This window comes from Burkholderia sp. BCC0419, assembly GCF_902830285.1.
In the GTDB taxonomy this organism is placed as follows: Bacteria; Pseudomonadota; Gammaproteobacteria; order Burkholderiales; family Burkholderiaceae; genus Burkholderia.
Genome location: NZ_CADESR010000002.1, coordinates 578552 through 601373, shown reverse-complemented (window position 1 = coordinate 601373; position 22822 = coordinate 578552). Strand labels below are relative to the sequence as shown.

Below are 22822 nucleotides of genomic sequence, written 5' to 3'. Positions count from 1 at the left end.
AAGTGACTGATCGCTACCCCGAATTCCACGCGCCTGCCGACGAACACTGGCTGAAACGGTACTACTTTTCCCGGGCGATATTCTCGCTGATCTGGGTTGCGCTGGCGTTTTCCGTCGGCCGGCAGAGCGCGGCCGGCGCGGCGGTCCTGCTGGTCGTTTATCCGGCCTGGGATGCGCTCGCCAATTTCGTCGACCTGTCCCGCAGCGGCGGGATGGCGGCAAACCGCACGCAGGCGGTGAATGTCGCGATCAGCGCCGTCACGACACTGGCGGTATTTCCGGCGTTGAGTGCGGGCATGCCCGCAGTACTCACGGTGTTCGGCGTCTGGGCGATTCTCTCCGGCGCACTGCAGCTCGGCACCGCCGTGCGGCGCTGGAAACATGCCGGCGCACAGTGGGTGATGATCCTGAGCGGTGCGCAATCGGCGCTGGCCGGGTTGTTCTTCATTGTCCAAAGCCACGCGCCGATGCCGCCGGCGATCGTCAAGATCGCGGGATACGCGGGAGTAGGAGCGCTTTATTTCCTGATATCCGCCATTTGGCTGCAGGTGCGCAGGATGCGGCGCAGCATGTCGTGAGCCGTCGGTTAAAATGACGATGTCGCGCTACAAGTCGCCGTCACCGTGCTTGCGGTCAAGGTCGCGCGTTGTGCAACGCATGAGCTCGTGCAGATGATCGTAGTAGGGAAAAACAGGGTTTATTTCGCGGTCCCGTGCAGATCCCGACGTCAGGACCAGTACGCGGCCGCGAATGGCAGTTGTGGCGCGACGCGAACGGGTCTGAACGACCCTGAGCCGCCGTTCAGTTCTCTCACTTAGCGGTCATTCGTCGAGCGTAAGTACGCCCAGAACTATTGCGCTACCCGAGTTTCTCGGGTCTTCGCGGCATGAAGACTGGAACAACAGTCGCGTTCAGTTGTGGTTCTTTCAAAATAAATTTGAGAGTGCTGCTAACGACCCCTTGCCGCTCTTTTCGGATGATGACTGTATGGCGTTTCAGCCCGATTCCTTGGACGGCGAGCCATGTCAAGACCCTATTGCAATGCTCGGTGATCGGGAATTGTTCGCCGAAAATCTTTTTACGTGACATGTAGTGCTCGACAGAACCTGCCACAATGTCCGGTGCACTCAGCAAATCCAACCACATCGGCAGTCGCTCCACAAATGGCAGTGCTCCACCAACCATGGAAAATCCATGTTTGCTGTAGCGGGCGAGATTACTATTGAATACAGATAACGTCTGCATGTGTCGTTCGCTATTCGGTGCGATGCTGTCATGGTCGGTCATCCAGAAGATTTTCTGACCATCCCTTGAGAGCAACGCCACGAGATAAGCGGAGAAATGCACAATCCTCATCATCTTCTCTGCAACTGCTGGCTTCAACTCACCAAAGCCATGATCGGATAATGTCTTTGCGATGAACTGTTGGGAATTCTTTTTATCATCGCCGTATACCGACCCAACGTCTTTGTCGACCACGACAGTTAGAAGAATTCCATTTACCAAATTACTCAGATGATTTAGATAACCATGTAATGCTCGCTGAACTGGCCCGTAATGGAGGTCCTTGTAAGCGATCTCCTTCAACGGATTGTCTAGGCCAGTTTGTTTTCTCAGCTGGCCCATTGCCTCAAAGAATGGATCCAACTGATTCCACGCACATATTAGGAAACTATACGTATGATATTTCGCGTCTTTATTTTCCCCGCCGTAATCCGAAAATATGGCGATTGATTCGTTGTCGTTTTGCAAATTCGGAAGAAGAAGCTCACTTCTCGAATCGAGCGCTTTTAATTGCTTCTGCAACTCAACGATGAACCACGGATAGTCCTCACTGTCAGGTATAAGCTCCAAATTGGGATTTTTCAGAACCCACCTGTTCGCGAGGTGAGCCAACTCGCTGGACATTTTCATGTATTTTTCAGTGTATTTTAAAAAACTGTGTTGTCGTTCTACCAATCGATTTTTCGGTCAGCGTTTTCGCATATTCTTATTTTAACCGACTACGATGTCTCCGACGCTAGTCCGCAGGCGCTCATTGTCAACGATTTAGGCCGCGCGGCAGAATGTGCATTTGTGGCCCGAATGCTCCCGACGCATTTGACTATAGCCGCCCCGGAGAAAGCGCCAGTCATTCCAAAAAACCGGCCTTTCGGACCGGTCGATGATTCCAGCTTGACCTGCGTTCCTACCGGCGACGCAACGCCTGAGCCAGCGCCTCGCCCGCAGCCAGAATATGCGCAGACAGAGCCGCACACGCTGCGTCCACATCACCGCCCCGTATCGCCCGAACGATGTTCCGATGCTCATCGTTCGAGCGATCGTGCCAGTCGAGTTGCTGCCACGTCGCATACAAATGCCGCGAACTGGCCCGATGCATGTCGCCAATCGCGGCGACGAGCCGCGGCATCCCGCATCGCGCGGTCAATGCGCGATGAAACCTCAGGTTCAGCGTGCCAAGCACGGCTATGCCATGCGCCGCCGACTCCTGATCGAGGATTGCATCGAGTTCCTCCAGCGCACGTGCGTCGAGAGCGGGGATCGCCTCACGCAGCGCCAGCGCCTCGAAAGCCGCACGCATCTTTGCCATTTCAATGACGTCCGCCGGCTCGAGCGGCGCCGCCCGCACGCCTCGTCGCGGTTCCACCACGGCCAACCCCTGCGCTTCCAGCCGTCTGAACGCCTCGCGTACCGGCACATGACTCGCACCGAACTCTGCCGCGATGTGGTCCTGACGCAGCCACTCCCCCGGCGCGATGACGCCGGAGATGATGCGGTCCGCCAATGCGACGGCGATCCGATCGGCCAGCGAGCGATCCTCCTTGACTTCAAAAGTCATTCCGACCACCATCCATATATTATCTATTAAATTGTAACAAAAAACGGAGGCTCGATGCGCCACCACCGTCCTGTGCGTCTGCAGCACATCGCCGGCATCGGCGTCGATCGTATGGGTTCGATCGCCGATCATGCCGACGTCGACCTTTTGCGACTCGAAAATCTCGATACCGACATCCCGCCCACGTTAGAGGCGCTCGCCTTCACCAGAGAGGCAATCCAGCGAGACTCGGCCAACTCCTATTTGCCATTCGTCGGTCAGGATCGGCTGCGCGCGAGCGCTGCCGCCCACGTGTCGGCGCTTTCGGGGCAGCGCTTCACGGCTGACCAGGTGGTGGTGTCGGCGGGCGGACTCTCAGGCATTCTGAACACGCTGCTCGCCACCGTCGAGACCGGCGACGAAGTCATCGTCACCGATCCGACGTACGCGGGTCTGCTGAACCGCGTCCGCCTTGCGGGCGGCGTGCCACGGCAAGTCCCGTTCGCTTTCACGTCGGGCGGCGAATGGAAGCTGGACCAGGCCGCGCTGCGGGCAGCAATCGGTCCGCAAACGCGGGTGATGCTGCTGATGTCTCCGTCGATGCCTTCGGGCGGTTTCTTCGATGCGTCCGACTGGCAACTGATCGCGAGCCTGTGTGTGCAGCACGATCTGCTGCTGATCCTCGACAGCGCGATGGAACGGTTGCTGTTCGATGGACGCACGGTCATCCATCCAGCCGGCCTGCCCGGCATGGCCGAGCGTACGGTCACGGTCGGCGCAGCGTCGAAAGAGCTGCGCATGATTGGCTGGCGGGTAGGCTGGATCGTCGCGCCGGAATGGCTGATTCCCGATCTTGTGGCCGTGTCGCTCGCCAATGTCGTGGTGCCGGTCGGCATTGCCCAGGAGGCCGCGGCGGTTGCGCTCGAACATTCCGCATCCGATCTACCCGGCTACGTGAGCGAACTCGAGAGGCGGCGGGATACGATCGCCGCCGAACTGTCGGGGCTCCCGTTCGGCATGCCGGCGGGCGGCTGGTCGATGCTGCTGCGCGTGTCCGACTTCGGCCTGACCGGATCGCAGATGTCGGAGCGGTTGCTGCGCCATGGCGTATGCGCGACGGCCATGACCGGATGGGGCGTCGCACACGGCGACGCGTATATCCGTTTCGTGTTCGCGAACGAACCGGTCGAGCGGTTGCGCACGCTCGGGGACAAGGTGCGCTTCGCCCTGGAAGACGCATGACGGCCGCTCACGAGAAAGCGGAGTCGCGCGCAGCGCATCACCGGTGGGAGGTATCCGGAATTCCGTCGGTGACGATCGAGCGAACTCACACGAGATCAATCCACATGCCGTGATGCATCCGCCGCCGGGGCGGCGCGATGTCCCAGCCCCGGCCGGACGTAACGCCGGGCGAACGCCCTACCGCCCCACCGGCGGCCGCAGGATATCGCGCGGAATCGACGCGATCAGCACGCAGCTGATCAGCAGGCAAGCGCCCAGCGCATAGGTCCCGTTGTTGATATCGCCGGTCATTTGCTTGGCGACGCCGGTGATCATCGAGCCCGTGAAGCCGGACAGGTTGCCCACCGAGTTGATCAGCGCAATGCCGGCGGCCGCGGCCGTGCCGGACAGGATCTGCCCCGGGAAGGTCCAGTAGATCGGCATCAACGCGAGGATGCCGCACGTGGCAATCGTCAGGAATACGATCGACAGCGCCACGTTGTGCGCAAACGCCGCGCTCAGGATCAGGCACACGCCGCCGATCAGCGCAGGAATCGCCGCGTGCAGGCGGCGTTCGCCGGTCCTGCGCGAGTGCGACGCGTTCCACACCATCGCGAAGATCGCCGTCAGGTACGGAATGGCCGTCAGCAAACCGATATGCAGCGGGCTGTGCACGCCCGACGCGCGGATGATCGACGGCAGCCAGAAGGCCAGCCCGTAGAAGCCGGTATTGAAGGTCAGCAGGATGAAGGTGAGCAGCCAGACGCGCGGGCTGCGCAGCGCGGCGCCGATGCTATGCGACTTGTGCGCGGCCTCGGATTCGAGGTTGCGCGACAGCACCGCCTTTTCGTCGGCGGACAGCCACTTCGCCGACTGCGGGCCGTCGCCGAGGCAGGCCAGCACGATGAACGCCACCACGATCGACGGCAGCCCTTCGAGCAGCAGCATCCATTGCCAGCCGCTCATGCCCGACAGGCCGTGCGTCTGCTCCATCAGCCAGCCGGACAGCACGCTGCCGAGCGTCAGGCTCAGCGGGATCGCGACCAGGAAGCCCGACATCGCCACGCTCTGGCGGCGCGCCGGGAACCAGTAGTTCATGTACAGGATGACGCCCGGGAAGAAACCCGCTTCGCACAGCCCCAGCAGGAAGCGCAGCGTGTAGAACATCGTGGTCGTCTGCACGTGGAAGAACTGCGCGAGCGGCACGATGAACGCCATCGACGACGACACGATGCCCCACGTGATCATGATCCGTGCGATCCAGAAGCGCGCGCCGTAGCGGTGCAGCAGCAGGTTGCTGGGCATCTCGAACAGGAAATAGCCCCAGAAGAAGACGCTGGCGCCGAGCGCATAGACGCTGTCACTCAGGCTCAGGTCGTCGAGCATCTGCAGCTTCGCGAAGCCCACGTTGACGCGGTCCAGGTAGGCCACGACGTAACAGAGCAACAGCAACGGCAGGATGCGCCGCATGACCTTGCGGTAGAGGGCGTCTTCGGACGAATCGGCCGCGGCCGGTGCGGCAGCGGCCTGCGTAAGGGATGGCATCGGTCTGTCTCCTGTTTTGTGTAGGTCTTCTTCGTACCGGCGAGTGCGCTTCACGCATCGATGTTACCGATAACATCCGGTGACAAAAAAAAGCCGACGAGGCGACGGGAGCGAATAGCGAATTGATACCGGTAACACATTCGAAGGTAGCATGCGGCGACAGCCGTGTACAAGTCCCGCCGAACGCGTGGTTTCCCTAGTGCAGCCATCGCTGCGACGGGCGCGCGTCAGCCAGCCTGCACGGTGAGCCGCACCGGTATGATGTAGCCTTTCCAGCCTTCTCCCACTCGCGATTCCGATGCCCAGTCCCACCGCCGTCCGGCCCGCCGGGCCGCCCCGCATGTCCGACGTAGCGCGCCTCGCCGGCGTATCGAAGATGACGGTGTCGCGCGTGCTCGCCGGTCATAGCGTCGCCGCCGAGACGCGCGCACGGGTCTGCGAGGCCATCGACCAGCTCGGCTACGTGGCCGACGCGGCCGCTGGCGCGCTGTCGTCGGGGCGCTCGGAATTCGTCGCGGTGCTGGTGCCGTCGCTGTCGAGTTCCAACTTCTCGGACACCGTGCGCGGCCTGACCGATGCGCTCGAACCGCATGGCCTCCAGCTGCTGCTCGGCGACACCGACTACGACCTCGAACGCGAAGAACGGCTGGTGCGCTCGATGCTGCGACACCAGCCGCGCTGCATCGCGCTGACGGGCGCGCAGCACACCGATGCGACGCGCAAGGTGCTGGAGCGCTCGGCGATTCCGGTGGTCGAGATGTGGGACCTGCCCACGCGCCCGATCGACACCGCCGTGGGCTTCTCGAACGTGCGCGCCGCCCGTGCGATGGTGCGTCACCTGGCCGAGCGCGGTTATCGGCGCATCGGCTTTCTGGTCGGCGCGAGCGAACTGGATCGCCGCGGCCTCGACCGGCTCAAGGGCTACCAGGCGGAGATCAAGGCATTGGGGCTGGGCGAACCGCGCGTCGTGCGGCTGGGCGAATCGCCGATCACGATGAGCCACGGCGGACCCGCGATGGCAGCGCTGCTGGAGCAATGGCCGGATACCGACGCGGTGATGTGCGTGAGCGACATGTCGGCGTTCGGCGCGATCATGGAGTGTCACCGGCGCGGGCTCGCCGTGCCCGCCGACATCGCCGTTGCCGGCTTCGGGAACTTCGAGGTGGCGACGTGCTGCCACCCGACCATCACGACCGTGTCGGTCGACGCATACGGCATCGGGCTACGCACGGGCGAAGCGTTGCTGGCGGCGCTGCAAGCGCGTGACGGCGGCGAGCGAACCGAGTCGAAAAGCATCCGTATCGACTACACGATCATCACGCGGGAAAGCGCCTGACACGCCGGCGGCAGGGCACGTCTCAAGGCGCAACGTGCGCGGCTTCGTACCGGCCCCCTGCCCCACACCTCCGCTCGCGCGCACAAAATTCCCCTTCCGCAACGCAAAAACCCCGTGCTAACATCCAACCGATGTTACCGGTAACTATCCGGCACGCAAAATCAAGAAGGCCCTTCGGAGACAGTCTGCCATGTCACACATCCCTCGCCGACTACGCAGCCAGGAATGGTTCGACGACCCCGCACACGCAGACATGACCGCGCTCTATGTCGAGCGCTTCATGAACTACGGGTTGACGCGCGGGGAGCTGCAGTCGGGCCGCCCTGTTATCGGTATCGCGCAGACGGGCAGCGACCTGGCGCCGTGCAACCGCCACCACATCGAGCTGGCCGAACGCACCAAGGCCGGTATCCGCGACGCGGGCGGCATTCCGATGGAGTTCCCCGTGCATCCGCTGGCCGAGCAGAGCCGCCGGCCCACCGCCGCGCTCGACCGCAACCTCGCCTACCTCGGGCTGGTGGAAGTGCTGCACGGCTTTCCGCTGGACGGCGTGGTGCTGACGACCGGCTGCGACAAGACCACGCCCGCGTGCCTGATGGCCGCGGCCACCGTCGACATGCCCGCGATCGTGCTGTCGGGCGGTCCGATGCTCGACGGCTGGCATGAGGGCAAGCGGGTCGGCTCCGGCACGGTGATCTGGCATGCGCGCAACCTGCTCGCCGCCGGCGAGATCGACTACGAAGGCTTCATGCAGCTGACCACGGCTTCGTCGCCGTCGATCGGCCACTGCAACACCATGGGCACCGCGCTGTCGATGAACAGCCTCGCCGAGGCGCTGGGCATGTCGCTGCCCGGGTGCGCGAGCATTCCCGCCGCCTATCGCGAGCGCGGCCAGATGGCTTACGCGACAGGCAAGCGCGCGGTCGAGCTCGTTCGAGAAGACCTGCGCCCGTCGACGATCATGACGCGCGCGGCGTTCGAGAATGCGATCGTCGTGGCCTCCGCGCTCGGCGCCTCGACCAACTGCCCGCCGCACCTGATTGCGATTGCACGCCACATGGGCGTCGAGCTGAGCCTGGACGACTGGCAGCGCTTCGGTGAAGCCGTGCCGCTGCTCGTCAACTGCATGCCCGCCGGCGAATACCTCGGCGAGAGCTTCCATCGCGCCGGCGGCGTGCCCGCCGTGCTGCGCCAGCTCGATGCGGCCGGCCTGCTGCGGCGCGACTGCCTGACCGTATCCGGCCGTGCGATCGGCGAGATCGCCGACACCGCGCAGGACGCCGACCGCGACGTGATCCGTACGCCGGACGCACCGCTCAAGCACGGGGCCGGCTTCATGGTGCTGTCGGGCAACTTCTTCGACAGCGCGATCATGAAGATGTCGGTGGTCGGCGACGCGTTCCGCCGGACCTACCTCGCCGAGCCGGGCGCGGAGAATACGTTCGAGGCGCGCGCGATCGTGTTCGATGGCCCCGAGGACTACCACGCACGCATCAACGATCCCGCGCTGAACATCGACGAGCGCTGCATCCTGGTGATCCGCGGCTGCGGCACGGTCGGCTACCCGGGCAGCTCCGAAGTCGTGAACATGGCGCCGCCCGCCGAGCTGGTGAAGCGCGGCGTGGCGTCGCTGCCGTGCATGGGCGACGGACGCCAGAGCGGCACGTCGGCCAGCCCGTCGATCCTGAACATGTCGCCGGAAGCCGCGGTGGGAGGCGGCCTCGCGCTGCTGCGCACGAACGACCGGGTGCGCGTGGACCTGAATCGCCGCAGCGTCGACGTGCTCGTCGACGAGGACGAACTCGCGCGCCGCCGCGAGACCGCAAGCTTCACCGTGCCGCAGGCGCAAACGCCGTGGCAGGAACTCTATCGCCGGTTCGTCGGCCAGTTGTCCACCGGCGGCTGCCTCGAACCGGCCACGCTGTACCTGAAGGTGATCGAGCAGCGCGGCAACCCGCGCCATTCGCACTGACCCCACCGCCCCCGACTCTTGCCGAGCTGATCATGCGTACTCCTTCCGTTTCCGACTGCCTGCCGCACGACCTCGCCCACGCGCTGCTGATCGGCCGCGTGTGGCGACACGACGGCGCCCACGCGGGCCCGAGCGTCGTCGCCGTGCGCGGCGGCGAAGTGTTCGACATCACGCGCACCGTGCCGACCACCGCGGACCTGTTCGACCATCCCGATGCGGTCGCCGTCGCGCGCACCGCTTCCGGCGAATCGCTCGGCCGCGTCGAGCCGCTGCTGCAGGCGGCGCTGGACGGCACGCCCGGCGCCACGCACCTGCTCGCGCCGTGCGATGTGCAGGCCATCAAGGCGTGCGGCGTGACCTTTGCGGTCAGCCTGATCGAGCGCGTGATCGAGGAACAGGCCGGCGGCGATCCGGCCAAGGCGAGAGAGGTACGCGACACCATCGCCGCAACCATCGGCACCGACCTGTCGAAGATCGTGCCCGGCTCGGACGCCGCGCTGCGCCTGAAGGCGGAACTCGAGCGCCGCGGCGCGTGGTCGCAATACATGGAAGTGGGCATCGGCCCGGATGCCGAGGTGTTCTCCAAGGCGCAGCCGATGTCCGCGGTCGGCTTCGGCGCGGACGTCGGGCTGCTGCCCGTGTCGGTGTGGAACAACCCGGAGCCGGAGATCGTGCTGGCGGTGGCCAGCGACGGCAGGCCGGTGGGCGCGACGCTCGGCAACGACGTGAACCTGCGCGACATCGAAGGCCGTTCGGCGCTGCTGCTCGGCAAATGCAAGGACAACAACGGTTCGTGCTCGATCGGCCCGTTCGTCCGGCTGTTCGACGACGGCTTCACGCTGGACGGCGTGCGGGAATGCAGCGTGTCGCTGCGCGTCGAAGGCGCGGACGACGGCTTCGTCCTCGACGGCATCAGCCACATGCGCGAGATCAGCCGCGACCCGGCCGAGCTCGTCGCGCAGACCTGCGGCGCGCATCACCAGTATCCGGACGGCTTCATGCTGTTCCTCGGCACGATGTTCTCGCCGATCCAGGATCGCGACGCGCCCGGCGGCGGATTCACGCATCACCTGGGCGACCGCGTCACGATTTCCACGCCCGCGCTCGGCGCACTGGTCAACACCGTGCGGCTTTGCACGGAGATCGCGCCGTGGACCTTCGGCGTGCGCGCGCTGTATGCGAATCTGGCTGCGCGCGGGCTGCTTGCTGCGTGAAGGCGGGAGACGCGACGACATGAAGCCCTTCGCTAACGACATCGACGGACAGTAGGCGGAGCGGTATGAAACGGGCGTTCGCGCCGGCACGCACGTCGCCGGCCGCCGCCTCCCGATCGAAGCGCTCGCCGAGCCGGAACGGCCGTGTCGCGCGGCGCCGCCGGCTGCTCCCGCAGGCTCGACCGTCTTTCCGGCGACGCTCCACGGGCTCGGCGGACGCGATTCTCCCACCGGCGCCTCGTCGGCTGCGACAATACCGCGGCTGAGTCAATTCGAGGTGTCGATGGAACTGAGGCAACTGCGCTATTTCGTCTGCGTCGTGGAACACGGCAGCATGGGCAAGGCCGCGCTGGAACTGGGCGTGGTGACGTCCGCCCTGAGCCAGCAGATCAGCCGGCTCGAGAGCGAGTTGTCCACGCGCCTGCTGCAACGCACCTCCACGGGCGTCGTGCCGACGGACGCCGGTCTTGCATTCTGGCGACAGGCGCAACTCGCGTTGCGCCACGTCGACGATGCAGCGCTGGCCGCGCGTCAGGCGCGCCTGTCGGGGCACGTCAGCGTCGGGCTTGCGCCCAGTACGACCGGCGTACTCGGCCTCGCGTTCATGCGGGCGATGCGACAGCGCTATCCGGATGTCCGGCTGCGCATGGTCGAGAGCCTGTCGGGCTATCTCGGCGCGATGCTAAGTGCGCGGCAAATCGACCTGGCGATCCTGTTTCGTGAAGAACCCGCGCAGCGCTGGAGCGTGATGCCGTTGCTCGACGAGCATCTGTTCGTGATCGGCGCCCCCGGCCTGCCGGGCATGCCCGACGGGCCGCATGTGCACCTGGCGAACCTCGGCGCCGTGCCGCTGATCCTGCCGAGCGGTCCGCATGGCCTGCGCGCATTGCTGGATGTCGCATTCGCCCGCACCGGCTTTACCCCGCACATTGCCGCCGAAGTCGACGGCCTCGCGATGTTGATGGATGCGGTGCGCGGCGGGCTCGGCGCAACCATTCAACCGGGCGCGGCGCTCGCGCGGCTCGAGAATGCCGCGCTCACGAGCGTCCCGGTCGCGGACGCCCACGCGACGAGGCCCAACCTGATCGCGAGCGTCTCCGACGACGAGTTGTCTCCCGCCGGGCTCGCCGCGCGGGTCGTCCTCGCCGACGTGGCGCGCGAGATCATCGCGGCAGGCGGATGGCCCGGCGCCACGCTGCGCGAGCCGCCTCTTCACAAAAACTGAAGACGTGTTGCCGCTCCGCTGATAGCGGCAGGCGAGGCCGATCCGTAGAGTGCGTCTCAAAGGAGACAACTCAGATGGTCGATGTTCTCGTAATCGGCGGCGGCAACGCGGCGCTGTGCGCCGCATTGATGGCGCGCGAAGCCGGCGCGTCGGTGCTACTGCTCGAAGCGGCGCCGCGCGAATGGCGCGGCGGAAACTCCCAGCACACCCGCAACCTGCGTTGCATGCACGACGGCCCGCAGGACGTGCTGGTCGGCGCCTATCCGGAAGAAGAGTACTGGCAAGACCTGCTGAAGGTCACGGGCGGCATCACGAACGAGGTGTTGGCCCGACTCGCGATCCGCGCGTCGGCGAACTGTCGCCCGTGGATGCACGCACATGGCGTGCGGTTTCAGCCGCCGTTGTCCGGCGCACTGCACGTGGCGCGGACCAATGCATTCTTCATGGGCGGCGGCAAGGCGCTCGTGAACGCGTATTACCGCAGCGCCGAAGCGCTTGGCGTACAGATTCGCTACGACACGCCCGTCGACGCCATCGAGCTCGACGGCGAACGCTTCGTCGCCGCGCTTAGCGGGAGCCGGCGCTTCGAGGCGCGCAGTTGCGTGCTCGCGGCGGGCGGCTTCGAATCCAACCGCGAATGGCTGCGTGAAGCGTGGGGACAAAACGAGCGTGGCGAGTGGCCCGCCGACAATTTCCTCATTCGCGGCACGCGGTTCAACCAGGGCGTCCTGCTCAAGGCCCTGCTCGACGCCGGCGCGGATGCGATCGGCGACCCGTCGCAGTCGCATTGCGTCGCGATCGACGCACGCGCGCCGCTCTACGACGGCGGCATCTGCACGCGGATCGATTGCGTATCGCTCGGTATCGTCGTCAACCGCGATGCGCAGCGCTTCTACGACGAAGGCGAGGACTTCTGGCCGAAGCGTTATGCGATCTGGGGCCGCCTCGTCGCGCAACAGCCGGGGCAGACAGCCTACTCGATCATCGATGTCAAGGCCGTTGGACGCTTCATGCCGCCGGTATTTCCGGGTGTCCGCGCCGATTCGTTGCCGGAACTCGCGCGCCGGCTGAACCTGCCCGAACGTGCGTTCGTCGAGACGCTGCGCGCATACAACGCCGCATGCCGGGCAGGCACGTTCGATCACACCGTGCTCGACGACTGTCGCACCGAAGGCGTCATTCCCGCGAAAACCCACTGGGCACGCCCGATCGATACGCCGCCCTTCTTCGGCTACGCGCTGCGTCCCGGCATCACGTTTACGTATCTCGGGCTCAAGGTCAACGAGCGCGCGCAGGTTCACTTCGGCGGACAGCCGAGCGGCAACCTGTTCGTTGCCGGCGAGATGATGGCCGGCAACGTGCTGGGCAAGGGTTACACGGCGGGCGTCGGGATGTCGATCGGCACCGCGTTCGGCCGTATCGCGGGCACCGAGGCGGCAAAGGCCGCGCAAACGACCGGAGTTCAACGTGCACGATATTGAAGAACAAGTTCGCGACGCCCACGCGCTCGCCCCCGCCGGCCGGCCGTCGAAACGCGCGAGCGGCGCCGCCGTGATTCGCATCGTGCCCGTCACCGACAACGAAGCGGAAGTCGCGCGCCAGATGCAGATCTGCAATGCGTGCCGCTACTGCGAAGGATTTTGCGCGGTCTTTCCGGCGATGACGCGCCGGCTCGAGTTCGCGAAGGCGGACGTCAACTATCTGGCCAACCTGTGCCACAACTGCGGCGCGTGCTATCACGCATGCCAATATGCGCCGCCGCACGAATTCGCCGTGAACGTGCCGAAGGCGATGGCGCAGGTCCGGCTCGATACGTATGTCGAATATGCGTGGCCCGCCGCGATGGGCAAGCTCTACAGGCGCAACGGCCTGACCGTCGCCCTCGCGCTGGCGATCGGACTGGCGCTTTTCCTGATGCTCGGCGTCGCGATGCACGGCTCGCTGCTGCATGGCCCGTCGGGCGGCCGTTTCTATGCGATCTTTCCGCACAACCTGCTCGCCGCGATGTTCGGCTCGGTGTTCGGCCTCGCCGTTCTGGCGCTCGGGGTCGGCGTGACGCGCTTCTGGCGCGACGTGTCGTCGGGTACGGCAAGCATGCCCGCGGTTGCCGAGGCGGCGAAACACGCGCTCGCGCTCACCTATCTCGACGGCGGCCACGGTGACGGCTGCAACGAATCGGACGATGCGTTCACGCTCGCGCGGCGCCGGTTTCACCACTTCACGTTCTACGGCTTCATGCTGTGCTTTGCGGCCACGCTCGTGGCGACCTTCTATCACTACGCGCTGGACCTGCACGCGCCGTACGCGTTCCTGAGCCTGCCCGTGCTGCTCGGCACCGCCGGCGGAATCGGCCTGATGATCGGGCCTGCCGGCCTCTTGTGGCTCAACCTGCGGCGCGACCCCGCGCGGACCGATCCGGCACAACGTCCGATGGACCGCGGCTTCATTGCGCTGCTGATGCTCGTGAGCGCGTCGGGACTGGCGCTGCTCGCGTGGCGCGACAGCAGCGCAATGGCGACGCTGCTCGCCGTTCATCTCGGCATCGTGATGGCGCTTTTCGCAACGTTGCCGTACGGAAAATTCGCGCACGGCATCTTTCGCTGCGCGGCGCTGCTCAAGTCATCGATCGAAAAGCGCCAGGCCGACCGCCTGCAACTCGGCTCGGACTGAACCGGGCCAATCGAAGCGGCGCGGCTTTCGGGCCGCTTCGCACAATACATTCAACGGAGACACCCCATGCAACCCTCACCGTCAACCGCGCCGGACGGCACGGCCGCAGGCACGTCGAAGCTCGGCGCGGTCCTGCGCGTGACCAGCGGCAATTTTCTCGAGCAGTTCGATTTTTTCCTGTTCGGCTTCTATGCGACCAGCATCTCGCGCGTCTTCTTTCCGGCGGCAAGCGAGTTCGCGTCGCTGCTGCTGACGTTTGCCGTCTTCGGCGCCGGTTTCCTGATGCGCCCGCTCGGCGCGATCGTGCTCGGCGCCTACATCGACGAAGTGGGAAGACGCAAAGGGCTGATCGTGACGCTCTCGATCATGGCGAGCGGCACGATCCTGATCGCGTGCGTGCCGGGGTACGCGACGATCGGGCTCGCCGCACCGGCGCTGGTGTTGCTGGGACGCCTGCTGCAGGGCTTCTCCGCCGGGGCCGAGCTGGGCGGCGTGTCGGTCTATCTCGCGGAAATGGCCACGCCCGGGCACCGGGGTTTCTATACGAGCTGGCAGTCGGCCAGCCAGCAGGTCGCGATCGTCATCGCGGCGGCCCTGGGCTATCTGCTGAATCATCTGCTGACGAGCCAGGAAATCGGTGCATGGGGCTGGCGCATTCCGTTCTTCATCGGTTGCGCGATCGTGCCGGTCATTTTCCTGCTTCGCCGAACGCTGCAGGAAACGGACGAATTCAGGGCGCGCACCCATCATCCGCGTGCGCGCGAGGTGTTCGCGACGATGCTGCGGAATTGGCACACCGTGTTTTCCGGCATGCTGCTCGTCGCGATGACCACGACGACGTTCTACCTCATCACGGTCTACACGCCGACGTTCGGCAGGGCCGTCCTGAAACTGTCCACGGCGGACAGCCTGATCGTCACGCTGTGCGTGGGCGTGTCGAATTTCTTCTGGTTGCCCGTCGGCGGTGCGCTGTCGGACCGCGTCGGACGCAAGCCCATCCTCGTAGCCATCGCTGTCGCGGCCATCGTGACGTCGTATCCGGCGCTCGCGTGGCTTTCATCCGCGCCCAGCTTCGGCCGCATGCTGGCCGTGCTGTTGTGGCTCTCCTTCTTCTTCGGCATGTACAACGGCGCCATGGTCGCGGCGCTGACCGAAATCATGCCCGCCAGCGTTCGCGTGGCCGGTTTCTCGCTTGCCTTCAGCCTCGCGACCGCGGTCTTTGGCGGCTTCACGCCCGCGGTATCGACCTATCTGATCGAGGTGACGGGCGACAAGGCCGCGCCCGGCTACTGGCTCAGCTTCGCCGCATGCTGCGGGCTGGTCGCGACCCTGTCGCTGTATCGCAAAGGCGGCGCCGCGCGGCGTTCGGCGTCACCTGCGTGAGAAGTGCCCGGCGAATGAGCGCGCCCGGCGACACGGTTGGGCCGCGGTGGTCGCAGCGGCAACGCACCGCGCGGCGAAGGCTCCGGCCCGAGCGAACCATTGCACGGCGCGGTGCACCGGCGAAACCGCTTCAGTCGACGCCCGTCGCACCCGACGATTCATGTCGCGTATAAACGGCCAAACCCCACGTCAACAGCGCGGCCAGCGCGAGCGACACCGACATCGCGAGCATGCCCGGCGCATACGAATGCGTCGCGTCCTTCAGCGCGCCGACCATCCACGGGCCGACGTAGCCGCCGAGGCTGCCCATCGAATTGATGAACGCCATCCCGCCCGCCGCCGCGACGCCGGTCAGATACCGTGACGGCAGGCTGTAGAACGCCGGTCGGGCCGCGCTCAGCCCGATCACCGCGAACACCATGCCGACGAGCGCGGGCAGCAGCGATGAGAAAGCGACGGCGAACATCAGGCCCGCCGCCGACACGACGCATGCGAGCGCGAGATGCAGCAGATGCCGCCCGTGACGCTCCATCAACCGCGCCCACGCGATCATGACGACGGCCGCGACGAGGTACGGCACGCCTGACAGCAGCCCGACGGCGAACGTCGACAGTCCGTGCCCCTTGAGCATCAGCGGCAGCCAGATCGCGATCCCGTTGATACCGATCCAGTAGCAGAAGAGAATGCCGACCATGATCCAGACGCGCACGTCGCGAAGCACGGCGCCGAAGTTCCGTTTCGGTAACTCGGCCGATTCGTGGGCCAAGACGTCGGACAACGCGGCGCATTCCTCCCGTGTCAGCCATTCCGCCTGCTCAGGCCGGTCGCGCAAGAGCCACAGGGTTAGCAGGCCGAGCAGACATGCCGGCAACCCTTCGATGACGAACAGCCATTGCCAGCCATTGAGCCCGCCGGTTCCGTCCAGCTGCATGATGAACGCCGCCAGCACGCCGCCGACCACCGACGACAGCGGGATCGCCACCAGAAACCACGCGAGCACCCGCACGCGCCACGCTTTCGGGAACCAGCACGACAGATAGAACAGCACGCCGGGAAAGAAACCGGCTTCGGCCGCCCCGGTCAGCACGCGCAGCACATAGAAGCTGGTCGGCCCCTGGATGAACGCGCACGCGGCGGACAGCAGCCCCCAGCTGATCATGATGCGAGCCAGCCAGCGCCGCGCGCCGAACCGGTAGAGCGCGAGATTGCTCGGCACCTCGAGCACGCAGTACCCGACGAAGAACAGCCCGGCCGCCATGCCGAACTGGCTGCCGGTCAGGCCGAGATCGCGGTTCATCGTCAGCGCCGCGAAGCCAATGTTGGTGCGGTCGATGTAGTTGAAGAAGTAGCCGATCGCCAGCAGCGGGACGAGGCGAACGAGGTTCTTGCGCAATGCGCGCTGGAGTGCGGCGTCGTTCGTCACATCCAGCTGGTCGTGCGCAACGGAAAGTGTCGAGGCCATGGGTTCACCTGAATCCGAAGAAGTGGGCGGGGTTGTCGACCAGCATCCGGATGCGGCGAGCCTCGTCCGGCACGATTCGCGCGATCAGATCGACGAGGTCGCCGTCGTCCGGCATCGCGTGGCGGAGGTTCACGTGCGGCCAGTCGCTGCCCCACAGCACGCGTTCGGGCGCATGTTCGGCGAAGCGGCGTGCGACGGCCAGCGTGTCGTCGAACGGCGCGCCGGTTTTCGACATCCGGTCCGCACCCGACAGCTTGACCCATACGTGTCCCGTATCGAGCAACGCACACAACGCACGCACCGACGGGTTGTCCGCCCCTCCGTCGATGTCGACCCGCGCCATGTGGTCGATGACCACCGGCAGGTCTAGCGAACGGATGAACGGCGAAAATTCGACGATGTCCTGTCCGGCCACGTGAATCGCCAGATGCCAGCCGAGCGGCCGGATGCGGGCGGCGACGGTCCTGACCGCATCCGGATCCGGACGACCGCCGAGATGCGCGAGGAAGTTGAACCGCGCGCCGCACACCCCGTTCGCGTCGTACTCCGCAAGGAGCGCGTCCGGATCGCCCGGCCGAACGAGTGCGACGCCCTTGTAACGCCCGGCGCCGGCGCGCAACGCGTCGAGCATCGCGCGGTGATCGAACCCGTGCCCCTGGCTCTGTACGATCACGGCGCGCGAGAAGCCGAGGCGCTCGTGCAGGTGCCGCAACGCCGTTTCCGGCGCGGCGGACGGATCGAAGCTGCGATCGTCGGGCAACGGATACCGGTCGAACGGTCCGAACACATGGCAATGCGCGTCGCAGCTGTCGGCCGGCAAGCGCAGGACCGGCCGACGCGGTTCGGCCAACGGCGGCGGAGAAAATTTGCGTGAATGCCCGGCGGCATTCGGCGAAGTCAGGGTCATGTCGATAGTTTCCTTGAGCCTATGCGATGCACGTCCGGCGCACGACATCGAACCGGCGGCTCGGTCGAACCGCCGTCGACGAACGCTCACTGCGGGCTCGCGATCTTCCGTGCAAACGCGGCGATGGCGTCGGCCATGGCGACCGGCTGTTCGGGTGCGAGCGCGTGGCCGGCATCCGGAATCCTCACGATCGTCACGCGGTCGCCGAGCATCGACTTCAACACGTTCGAGAACCGGCGCGGGGCCACGGCGTCGTGTTCGGCCTGCAGGTCGAGAATCGGCGCGGTGCCGGCCGCGAAATACGCATCGACCGGCGTCGTCTCGCGCGCATGCGATTCGGCGTCGTGCGTGGCGGCATGCCAGCCGTCCAGCCAGACCCGCGGATCGTTGCCCGGCGCGAAGAACGCCTTCTTCAGGTATTCGATCCGCTTGGCTTCCGGCAGCGAAAGATCGCCGGCGCCGTCGATCGCCTGCCGGATCTCGGCGCTGATCGGCTTCTCCGTCGAGCCGGGCGGCACCTTGCCGGCGGACGCAGCCGCGAGCACGACACCGCGCACGAGATCGGGCCGGTCGACGGCCAGCATGCGCGCGGGGAAATTGCCCCACGCATGGCCGACGACGATCGCCGGGCCGCGATGTTCGTTCTCGATCACCGTCGCGACGTCCGCCGCGAAATCGTGGACCGACAGGTTGTCCATCGGCCCCTTGCTCTGCCCGATGCCGCGCGGCTCCGGGCGCAGCACGCGAAAACCGTCGGCCACGAGCCGCGCGGCGACCGCGTCGTAATCGCGGCCCGAGCGCCCAAGCGACGGCAGAATCACGATCAGCGGGCCCTGCCCCTCGCGCATCACGTCGATCTGCACGTCGCCGTGCCGGACGATTTCCCGGTCGACCGCGGCCGCGCCGGACGATGCAAAGGCGGACGCCGCCCACCACAACACGCATGCGGCGACGATGCCGCGCTTCGATGCCTTCATGTTTTGATCTCCTGATTGATTGACGAATCCATTCGCTTCTTTCGACGCGTGCCGCTGACGATCAATTCGTGCGGTAGACCTTGCGCGCAAAGGCCGCGATCGCATCGCTCATCGCGCGCGGCTGCTCGGGCGCCATCGCGTGGCCCGCATCGGCGACGACCTGCACGGTCACGCGCTCGCCGAGCCAAGGCTTGAACACGTTCGGCACGACGACCGCGTCGTACTGCGCCTGCAGATCGAGCATCGGCACCGTGCCGCCGCCGAAATACGCATCGATCGGCGTGACGTTGCGCGCATGCGCCTGCGCCGCGTGCACGGCCGGATACCAGCCGTTCAACCAGGCGCTCGGGTCGTGCCCGGGCGCGAAGAACGCCTGCCGGAGGTAGGTCAGCCGCTGCGCGTCCGGCACCCGCGGGTCGCCCGCGCCGTCGATCGCTTCACGCAGGCGGCCGTACGGCTTCTCGGTCGATCCCGGCGGCAGCTTGCCGGCCGAAGCCGCGGCCATCACGAGGCCGCGTACGAGATCGGGGCGGTCGACCGCCAGCATGCGCGCGGGCTGGCTGCCCCATGCATGCCCGACGATCACGACAGGCCCCGTGTGTGCGTGATCGAGCACGAGCGCGACATCCGCTGCAAACGCATGCAGGTCGAGACCGGTCATCGGCCCCGTGCTGCGGCCGATGCCTCTCGGTTGCGGCCGCAAGACCCGGAATCCGTCGTGCGCAAGCATGCCCGCGACTTCGTCGTAATCTTCCGCGCCGCGCGCCAGCGACGGCAGGATCACGATCACCGGCCCGCGCCCTTGCACGAGCGTTTCGATCTGGACGTCGCCGTTCGACACGAGCGTGCGTTGAACCGCATTCGCGTCGACAGAATGTGTGGTACAGGCCGCGACCGATGCCGCCAAGGCGGCGGCCAGTGCGAGCCGCGTCAGAATCTTGTTCGCTTTCATCGTCTCCTCATGGGTCGATACGGACCGTTGCGTCAAAGCGGATCGAGGCCCGTCTTGTTCAGCACCGCGACAGCGGGCGCCGTCTTCAGGAACGCCGCGAATGCGCGCGACGCATCGGGCGCCTGCGCATGCACGGCGATCGCCGCCGAGATCACGCTGGTCTTCTGCACGTCGGCAGGCAGGGGCCCCGCGAAGTCGATGCCCGGCGTGACCTTCAGTTCGCTGATCTGCTGCAGCCCCAGCTCGGCGTCGCCGCGCGCGAGTGCGGCGCCGACGAGTTCCTTGCCGCGAACCAGCACGCTCTTCGATTTCATCTGTTCGGCGATGCCGAGCCGCTCGAACAGCGTGCCGACGATGTAGGCGCCGCTCGCCCCTTCGGAGAACGCGACCGATCGGGCCGAGAGCAACGCGCGACGCAGCGCGTCGTCCGTCCCGACGTCGGGCACCGCGAGGCCCTTGCGCACCGCGACGCCGATTCCGCTGGCGGCGATGTCCGACAGCGAGGCCCGGTCGAATCGGCCGGCGTCGACTTCCTGCTGAAGGGCCGGCTTGATCATGAAGCAGATGTCGACCGGCTCGCCGTTGCGCAAGCGCATCGGCAATGCCTCGGGCGACGTGCCGTACGACGGCCCCCACGCGATCTCGAGACGATGCCCCGACGATTTTTCGAACAGGGGCACCAGTTGCTCGAAGGCGCCATGCAGCGCGCCGGTCGCCAGTACGTGAATGTCGTCGGCATGCGCGCCGGGCGACGCCGCGCACAGCGTGATCCATGCCGCGGCGGCCAGGCCAGCCCGCCAGCGCGATTTTTCCGTCATGTCTCCTCCTCGAGGTTCACTGCAAGTTTTCGTTCGTCCGCCGGGCAGCGATTCGCCGATTGCTTCGACTCAGCCGTAGAGCCGCAGCGGATTGCCGGCCAGCACGGCATCGGCCAGCGCGTCGTCGCCGCACAGGCCGCGCACGAACGTCAGCAGTGCGAAGTCGTCCGGCGGCGCGCCTTCGATGTTCGGATGCGGCCAGTCCGATCCCCAGATCGACCGGTCCGGCGCGGCATCGAGCAGCCGGCGCGCAAGCGGCCGCGCATCGGGCCATGCGTGCGCATCACCGCCCGCGAATCGATCCACGCCGGACAGCTTGATCCAGCGGTGCGGATCGCCGAGATGCGCGAGCAGCGCGTCGCGTGCGTCGTCGGTCCACGGCGCCTGCAACGACGGGCGCGCCAGGTGGTCGATCACCATCGGAATGTCGACCCCGGCCCACGTGTCGAGCACCGGCAGCAGGTCGGCGAGCCGGCCGTGCAGCAGCACGTGCCAGCCGAGCGCCGCCACGCGCTCCGCGGTGCGCAGCAGCGTGTCCGTGTCGCGCTCGCCGGGCAGGTGCCCCATGAAGTTGAAGCGGATGCCGCGTACGCCGCCTTCGTGCAGCGTGCGCAATGTGCCGTCGTCCATCGTGTCGTCGACGAGCGCCACGCCGCGATAGGCGCCGCCGGTCGCGGCGATCGCGGCCAGCAACGCGGTGTGATCGTGCCGATAGCACGCGGCCTGGACGATCACGCCGTGTGTGACGCCGAGCCGTTCGTGCAGCGCGAGCAAGCGCGACATCGACGCCGCCTCGGGCTGGTACGCGGCGTCGGCCGGCACCGGGAACCGTTCCCACGGCCCGTAGACGTGCGTGTGGCAATCCCATACGCTGCGTGCCGCGCGGCCCCGTCGAACGTCCGCCATCAGTCGCACCGCGCCGTCATGCCGCCGTCCACGACGATTTCCGTCCCGGTGATGAAGCGGGCTTCGTCGGAGGCCAGGAACAGTGCAGCGTTCGCCGTGTCGCGGCCGTCGCCCATGAAGCCGAGCGGGATGCGGGCGAGCCGGCTTTCGAGCAGCTTGTCGATATCGCCGCCGGCGCGTTGCCCGGCGAGACGCGCCTCGACCATCGGCGTATGCAACTGGCCCGGCACGACCGTATTCACGCGAACGCCCTTCTTCGCGTATTCGACGGCCACCACCTTCGACAACTGGATCACGCCGGCCTTGCAGGCGGCGTACGCGACCTGCGCGGAGCCGGTCCAGCGGATGCCGGAGGTCGACGCCGTGTTGACGATCGCGCCGGCGCCCTGCTGCTCCATGACCGGCAGCACGTGCTTGCAGGTCAGATAGACGCTCTTCAGGTTGAACGCAACCTGCTTGTCCCATGCCTCTTCCGACAGCGCGACCGGGCCGCCCGCGGCCGACCCACCGACGTTGTTGACGAGAATGTCCACTCGACCATAGGTTTCGCGGCATGCGTCGACCATCGCCGCGACGGCGGCGCTGTTCGTGACGTCGCACGTATGCGCGGTGATGTCCCCGCCGAGCTCGGTGACGCGGCGTACCGTTTCGGCCATCGCGTCCATGTTGATGTCGACCGCGAAGATCTTGGCACCGGCTGCGGCAAACAGTGCGGCCACCGCGCGGCCGTTACCCCAGCCGGGACCGACGCAGCCCGCGCCAGTGACGATCGCGACCTTGCCTTGCAGGCGGCCTGCGCCTGCTTCGTGGATGGATGTGTCGTTCATGATGTGTGTGTATTCAACCGTGTGTTGCGGGAAGTTCAGGCGCCACGCCGGCCGGCGGCGGCACGTTGAAGACCTTGATCGTCATCGAGATCAGCGTGTAGTAGCCGGCAATGCCGACGAGATCCACGACCGCGCCTTCGCCGAGCGAGTCGACGAGCGCCGCATACAGCGCGTCGTCGATCGCGTGCCGTTCATGCAGTTGCGTCACGAACGCGTGGACGAGCTTCTCGTCGTCGCGGACGAACGGCGGCTCGACGCCGTCGCGAATCGCATCGATCACGTCGATCGAGAGCCCGGCCGCCAGCGCGAACGGCTTGTGCGCGGCCCATTCGTACTCGGCCAGCCAGTGGCGCCCCATCGACAGGATGACCAGCTCGGAGAGTCGGGGCGGCACGCTGCTGTCATACCGGCAGTACTGGCCGAGGGCCTGCGCGCAACTGGCGAGCCTGGGCCGATGCAGCCAGACGGCCAGCGGACCGCGCACGCCTTTGCGGGGCCCGCTGGCGATGGCGTCGTACACGTGGCGCTGTTCGTCGGACAGTCGCTCGGGGGCGAGCGGAGCAATACGTTCCATGAATGACATCACCTC

General features: G+C 66.2%; 20 protein-coding genes. 9 read left to right on the top strand and 11 right to left on the bottom strand.

Annotation, left to right across the window (positions count from 1 at the left end; genetic code table 11):
- The first annotated feature begins 2 nt into the window (after window positions 1-2).
- The gene (locus HWW87_RS16145) at window positions 3-578 is read left to right on the top strand and encodes a DUF308 domain-containing protein (protein ID WP_175821131.1); all 576 of its coding nucleotides are present in this window, start codon (window positions 3-5) and stop codon (window positions 576-578) included.
- Window positions 579-858: 280 nt separating this feature from the next.
- Here HWW87_RS16145 and HWW87_RS16140 read toward each other — a convergent pair whose 3' ends face one another.
- Window positions 859-1914: a hypothetical protein gene (locus HWW87_RS16140; protein WP_175821130.1), complete on the bottom strand. Its 1056-nt coding sequence runs from the start codon at window positions 1912-1914 to the stop codon at window positions 859-861.
- A gap of 274 nt (window positions 1915-2188) precedes the next feature.
- The gene (locus HWW87_RS16135) at window positions 2189-2839 is read right to left on the bottom strand and encodes a GntR family transcriptional regulator (protein ID WP_244107252.1); all 651 of its coding nucleotides are present in this window, start codon (window positions 2837-2839) and stop codon (window positions 2189-2191) included.
- A gap of 54 nt (window positions 2840-2893) precedes the next feature.
- On the opposite strand from HWW87_RS16135, the gene HWW87_RS16130 reads away from it, so the two are divergent.
- Window positions 2894-4060 carry a pyridoxal phosphate-dependent aminotransferase gene (locus HWW87_RS16130; RefSeq protein WP_175821128.1) on the top strand — a complete coding sequence of 389 codons (1167 nt, stop codon included), beginning with the start codon at window positions 2894-2896 and terminating at the stop codon, window positions 4058-4060.
- Window positions 4061-4237: 177 nt separating this feature from the next.
- Here the strand turns inward: HWW87_RS16130 and HWW87_RS16125 are convergent, their stop codons facing one another.
- Window positions 4238-5584: an MFS transporter gene (locus HWW87_RS16125; protein WP_175821127.1), complete on the bottom strand. Its 1347-nt coding sequence runs from the start codon at window positions 5582-5584 to the stop codon at window positions 4238-4240.
- Between the two features lie 298 nt (window positions 5585-5882).
- On the opposite strand from HWW87_RS16125, the gene HWW87_RS16120 reads away from it, so the two are divergent.
- The 7 genes from HWW87_RS16120 to HWW87_RS16090 all read left to right on the top strand — a co-directional run bounded on the left by HWW87_RS16120 (window position 5883) and on the right by HWW87_RS16090 (window position 15384).
- Complete coding sequence (locus tag HWW87_RS16120) at window positions 5883-6920, top strand: LacI family DNA-binding transcriptional regulator (RefSeq protein ID WP_175821126.1); 1038 nt, start codon at window positions 5883-5885, stop codon at window positions 6918-6920.
- Between the two features lie 190 nt (window positions 6921-7110).
- The gene (locus HWW87_RS16115; RefSeq protein ID WP_175821125.1) at window positions 7111-8892 is read left to right on the top strand and encodes an IlvD/Edd family dehydratase; all 1782 of its coding nucleotides are present in this window, start codon (window positions 7111-7113) and stop codon (window positions 8890-8892) included.
- 32 nt (window positions 8893-8924) lie between these two features.
- The gene (locus tag HWW87_RS16110; RefSeq protein WP_175821124.1) at window positions 8925-10106 is read left to right on the top strand and encodes a fumarylacetoacetate hydrolase family protein; all 1182 of its coding nucleotides are present in this window, start codon (window positions 8925-8927) and stop codon (window positions 10104-10106) included.
- Between the two features lie 283 nt (window positions 10107-10389).
- On the top strand, window positions 10390-11331 hold the full coding sequence (locus tag HWW87_RS16105; RefSeq protein ID WP_175821123.1) for a LysR substrate-binding domain-containing protein: 942 nt from the start codon (window positions 10390-10392) through the stop codon (window positions 11329-11331).
- A 74-nt stretch (window positions 11332-11405) separates the two neighbouring features.
- Window positions 11406-12812, top strand: a complete 1407-nt coding sequence (gene tcuA / locus HWW87_RS16100; RefSeq protein WP_175821122.1) for an FAD-dependent tricarballylate dehydrogenase TcuA — start codon at window positions 11406-11408, stop codon at window positions 12810-12812.
- Window positions 12799-14001, top strand: a complete 1203-nt coding sequence (gene tcuB, locus HWW87_RS16095; RefSeq protein ID WP_279608022.1) for a tricarballylate utilization 4Fe-4S protein TcuB — start codon at window positions 12799-12801, stop codon at window positions 13999-14001. The genes tcuA and tcuB overlap by 14 nt, the downstream gene beginning before the upstream one ends.
- 66 nt (window positions 14002-14067) lie before the next feature.
- Window positions 14068-15384: an MFS transporter gene (locus HWW87_RS16090; protein WP_175821121.1), complete on the top strand. Its 1317-nt coding sequence runs from the start codon at window positions 14068-14070 to the stop codon at window positions 15382-15384.
- A 130-nt stretch (window positions 15385-15514) separates the two neighbouring features.
- On the opposite strand, the gene HWW87_RS16085 is transcribed toward HWW87_RS16090, so the two are convergent.
- From HWW87_RS16085 to HWW87_RS16050, 8 genes are all read right to left on the bottom strand, one after another.
- Complete coding sequence (locus tag HWW87_RS16085; RefSeq protein ID WP_175821120.1) at window positions 15515-16846, bottom strand: MFS transporter; 1332 nt, start codon at window positions 16844-16846, stop codon at window positions 15515-15517.
- 4 nt (window positions 16847-16850) lie between these two features.
- Entirely contained in the window at window positions 16851-17753 is a 903-nt protein-coding gene (locus HWW87_RS16080) for an amidohydrolase family protein (RefSeq protein ID WP_175821119.1), read from the bottom strand.
- Between the two features lie 86 nt (window positions 17754-17839).
- Window positions 17840-18730, bottom strand: a complete 891-nt coding sequence (locus HWW87_RS16075; RefSeq protein WP_175821118.1) for an alpha/beta hydrolase — start codon at window positions 18728-18730, stop codon at window positions 17840-17842.
- Window positions 18731-18791: 61 nt separating this feature from the next.
- Entirely contained in the window at window positions 18792-19682 is an 891-nt protein-coding gene (locus tag HWW87_RS16070) for an alpha/beta fold hydrolase (protein WP_175821117.1), read from the bottom strand.
- Window positions 19683-19714: 32 nt separating this feature from the next.
- Complete coding sequence (locus tag HWW87_RS16065; protein ID WP_175821116.1) at window positions 19715-20500, bottom strand: substrate-binding domain-containing protein; 786 nt, start codon at window positions 20498-20500, stop codon at window positions 19715-19717.
- 69 nt (window positions 20501-20569) lie between these two features.
- On the bottom strand, window positions 20570-21406 hold the full coding sequence (locus tag HWW87_RS16060) for an amidohydrolase family protein (protein ID WP_175821115.1): 837 nt from the start codon (window positions 21404-21406) through the stop codon (window positions 20570-20572).
- Window positions 21406-22233, bottom strand: a complete 828-nt coding sequence (locus tag HWW87_RS16055; protein ID WP_175821114.1) for an SDR family NAD(P)-dependent oxidoreductase — start codon at window positions 22231-22233, stop codon at window positions 21406-21408. Before HWW87_RS16055 ends, HWW87_RS16060 begins: the two co-directional genes overlap by 1 nt.
- A gap of 13 nt (window positions 22234-22246) precedes the next feature.
- Window positions 22247-22807 (bottom strand): carboxymuconolactone decarboxylase family protein, encoded by a 561-nt coding sequence (locus HWW87_RS16050; RefSeq protein WP_175821113.1) that lies wholly within the window; start codon window positions 22805-22807, stop codon window positions 22247-22249.
- Between the last annotated feature and the right edge of the window lie 15 nt (window positions 22808-22822).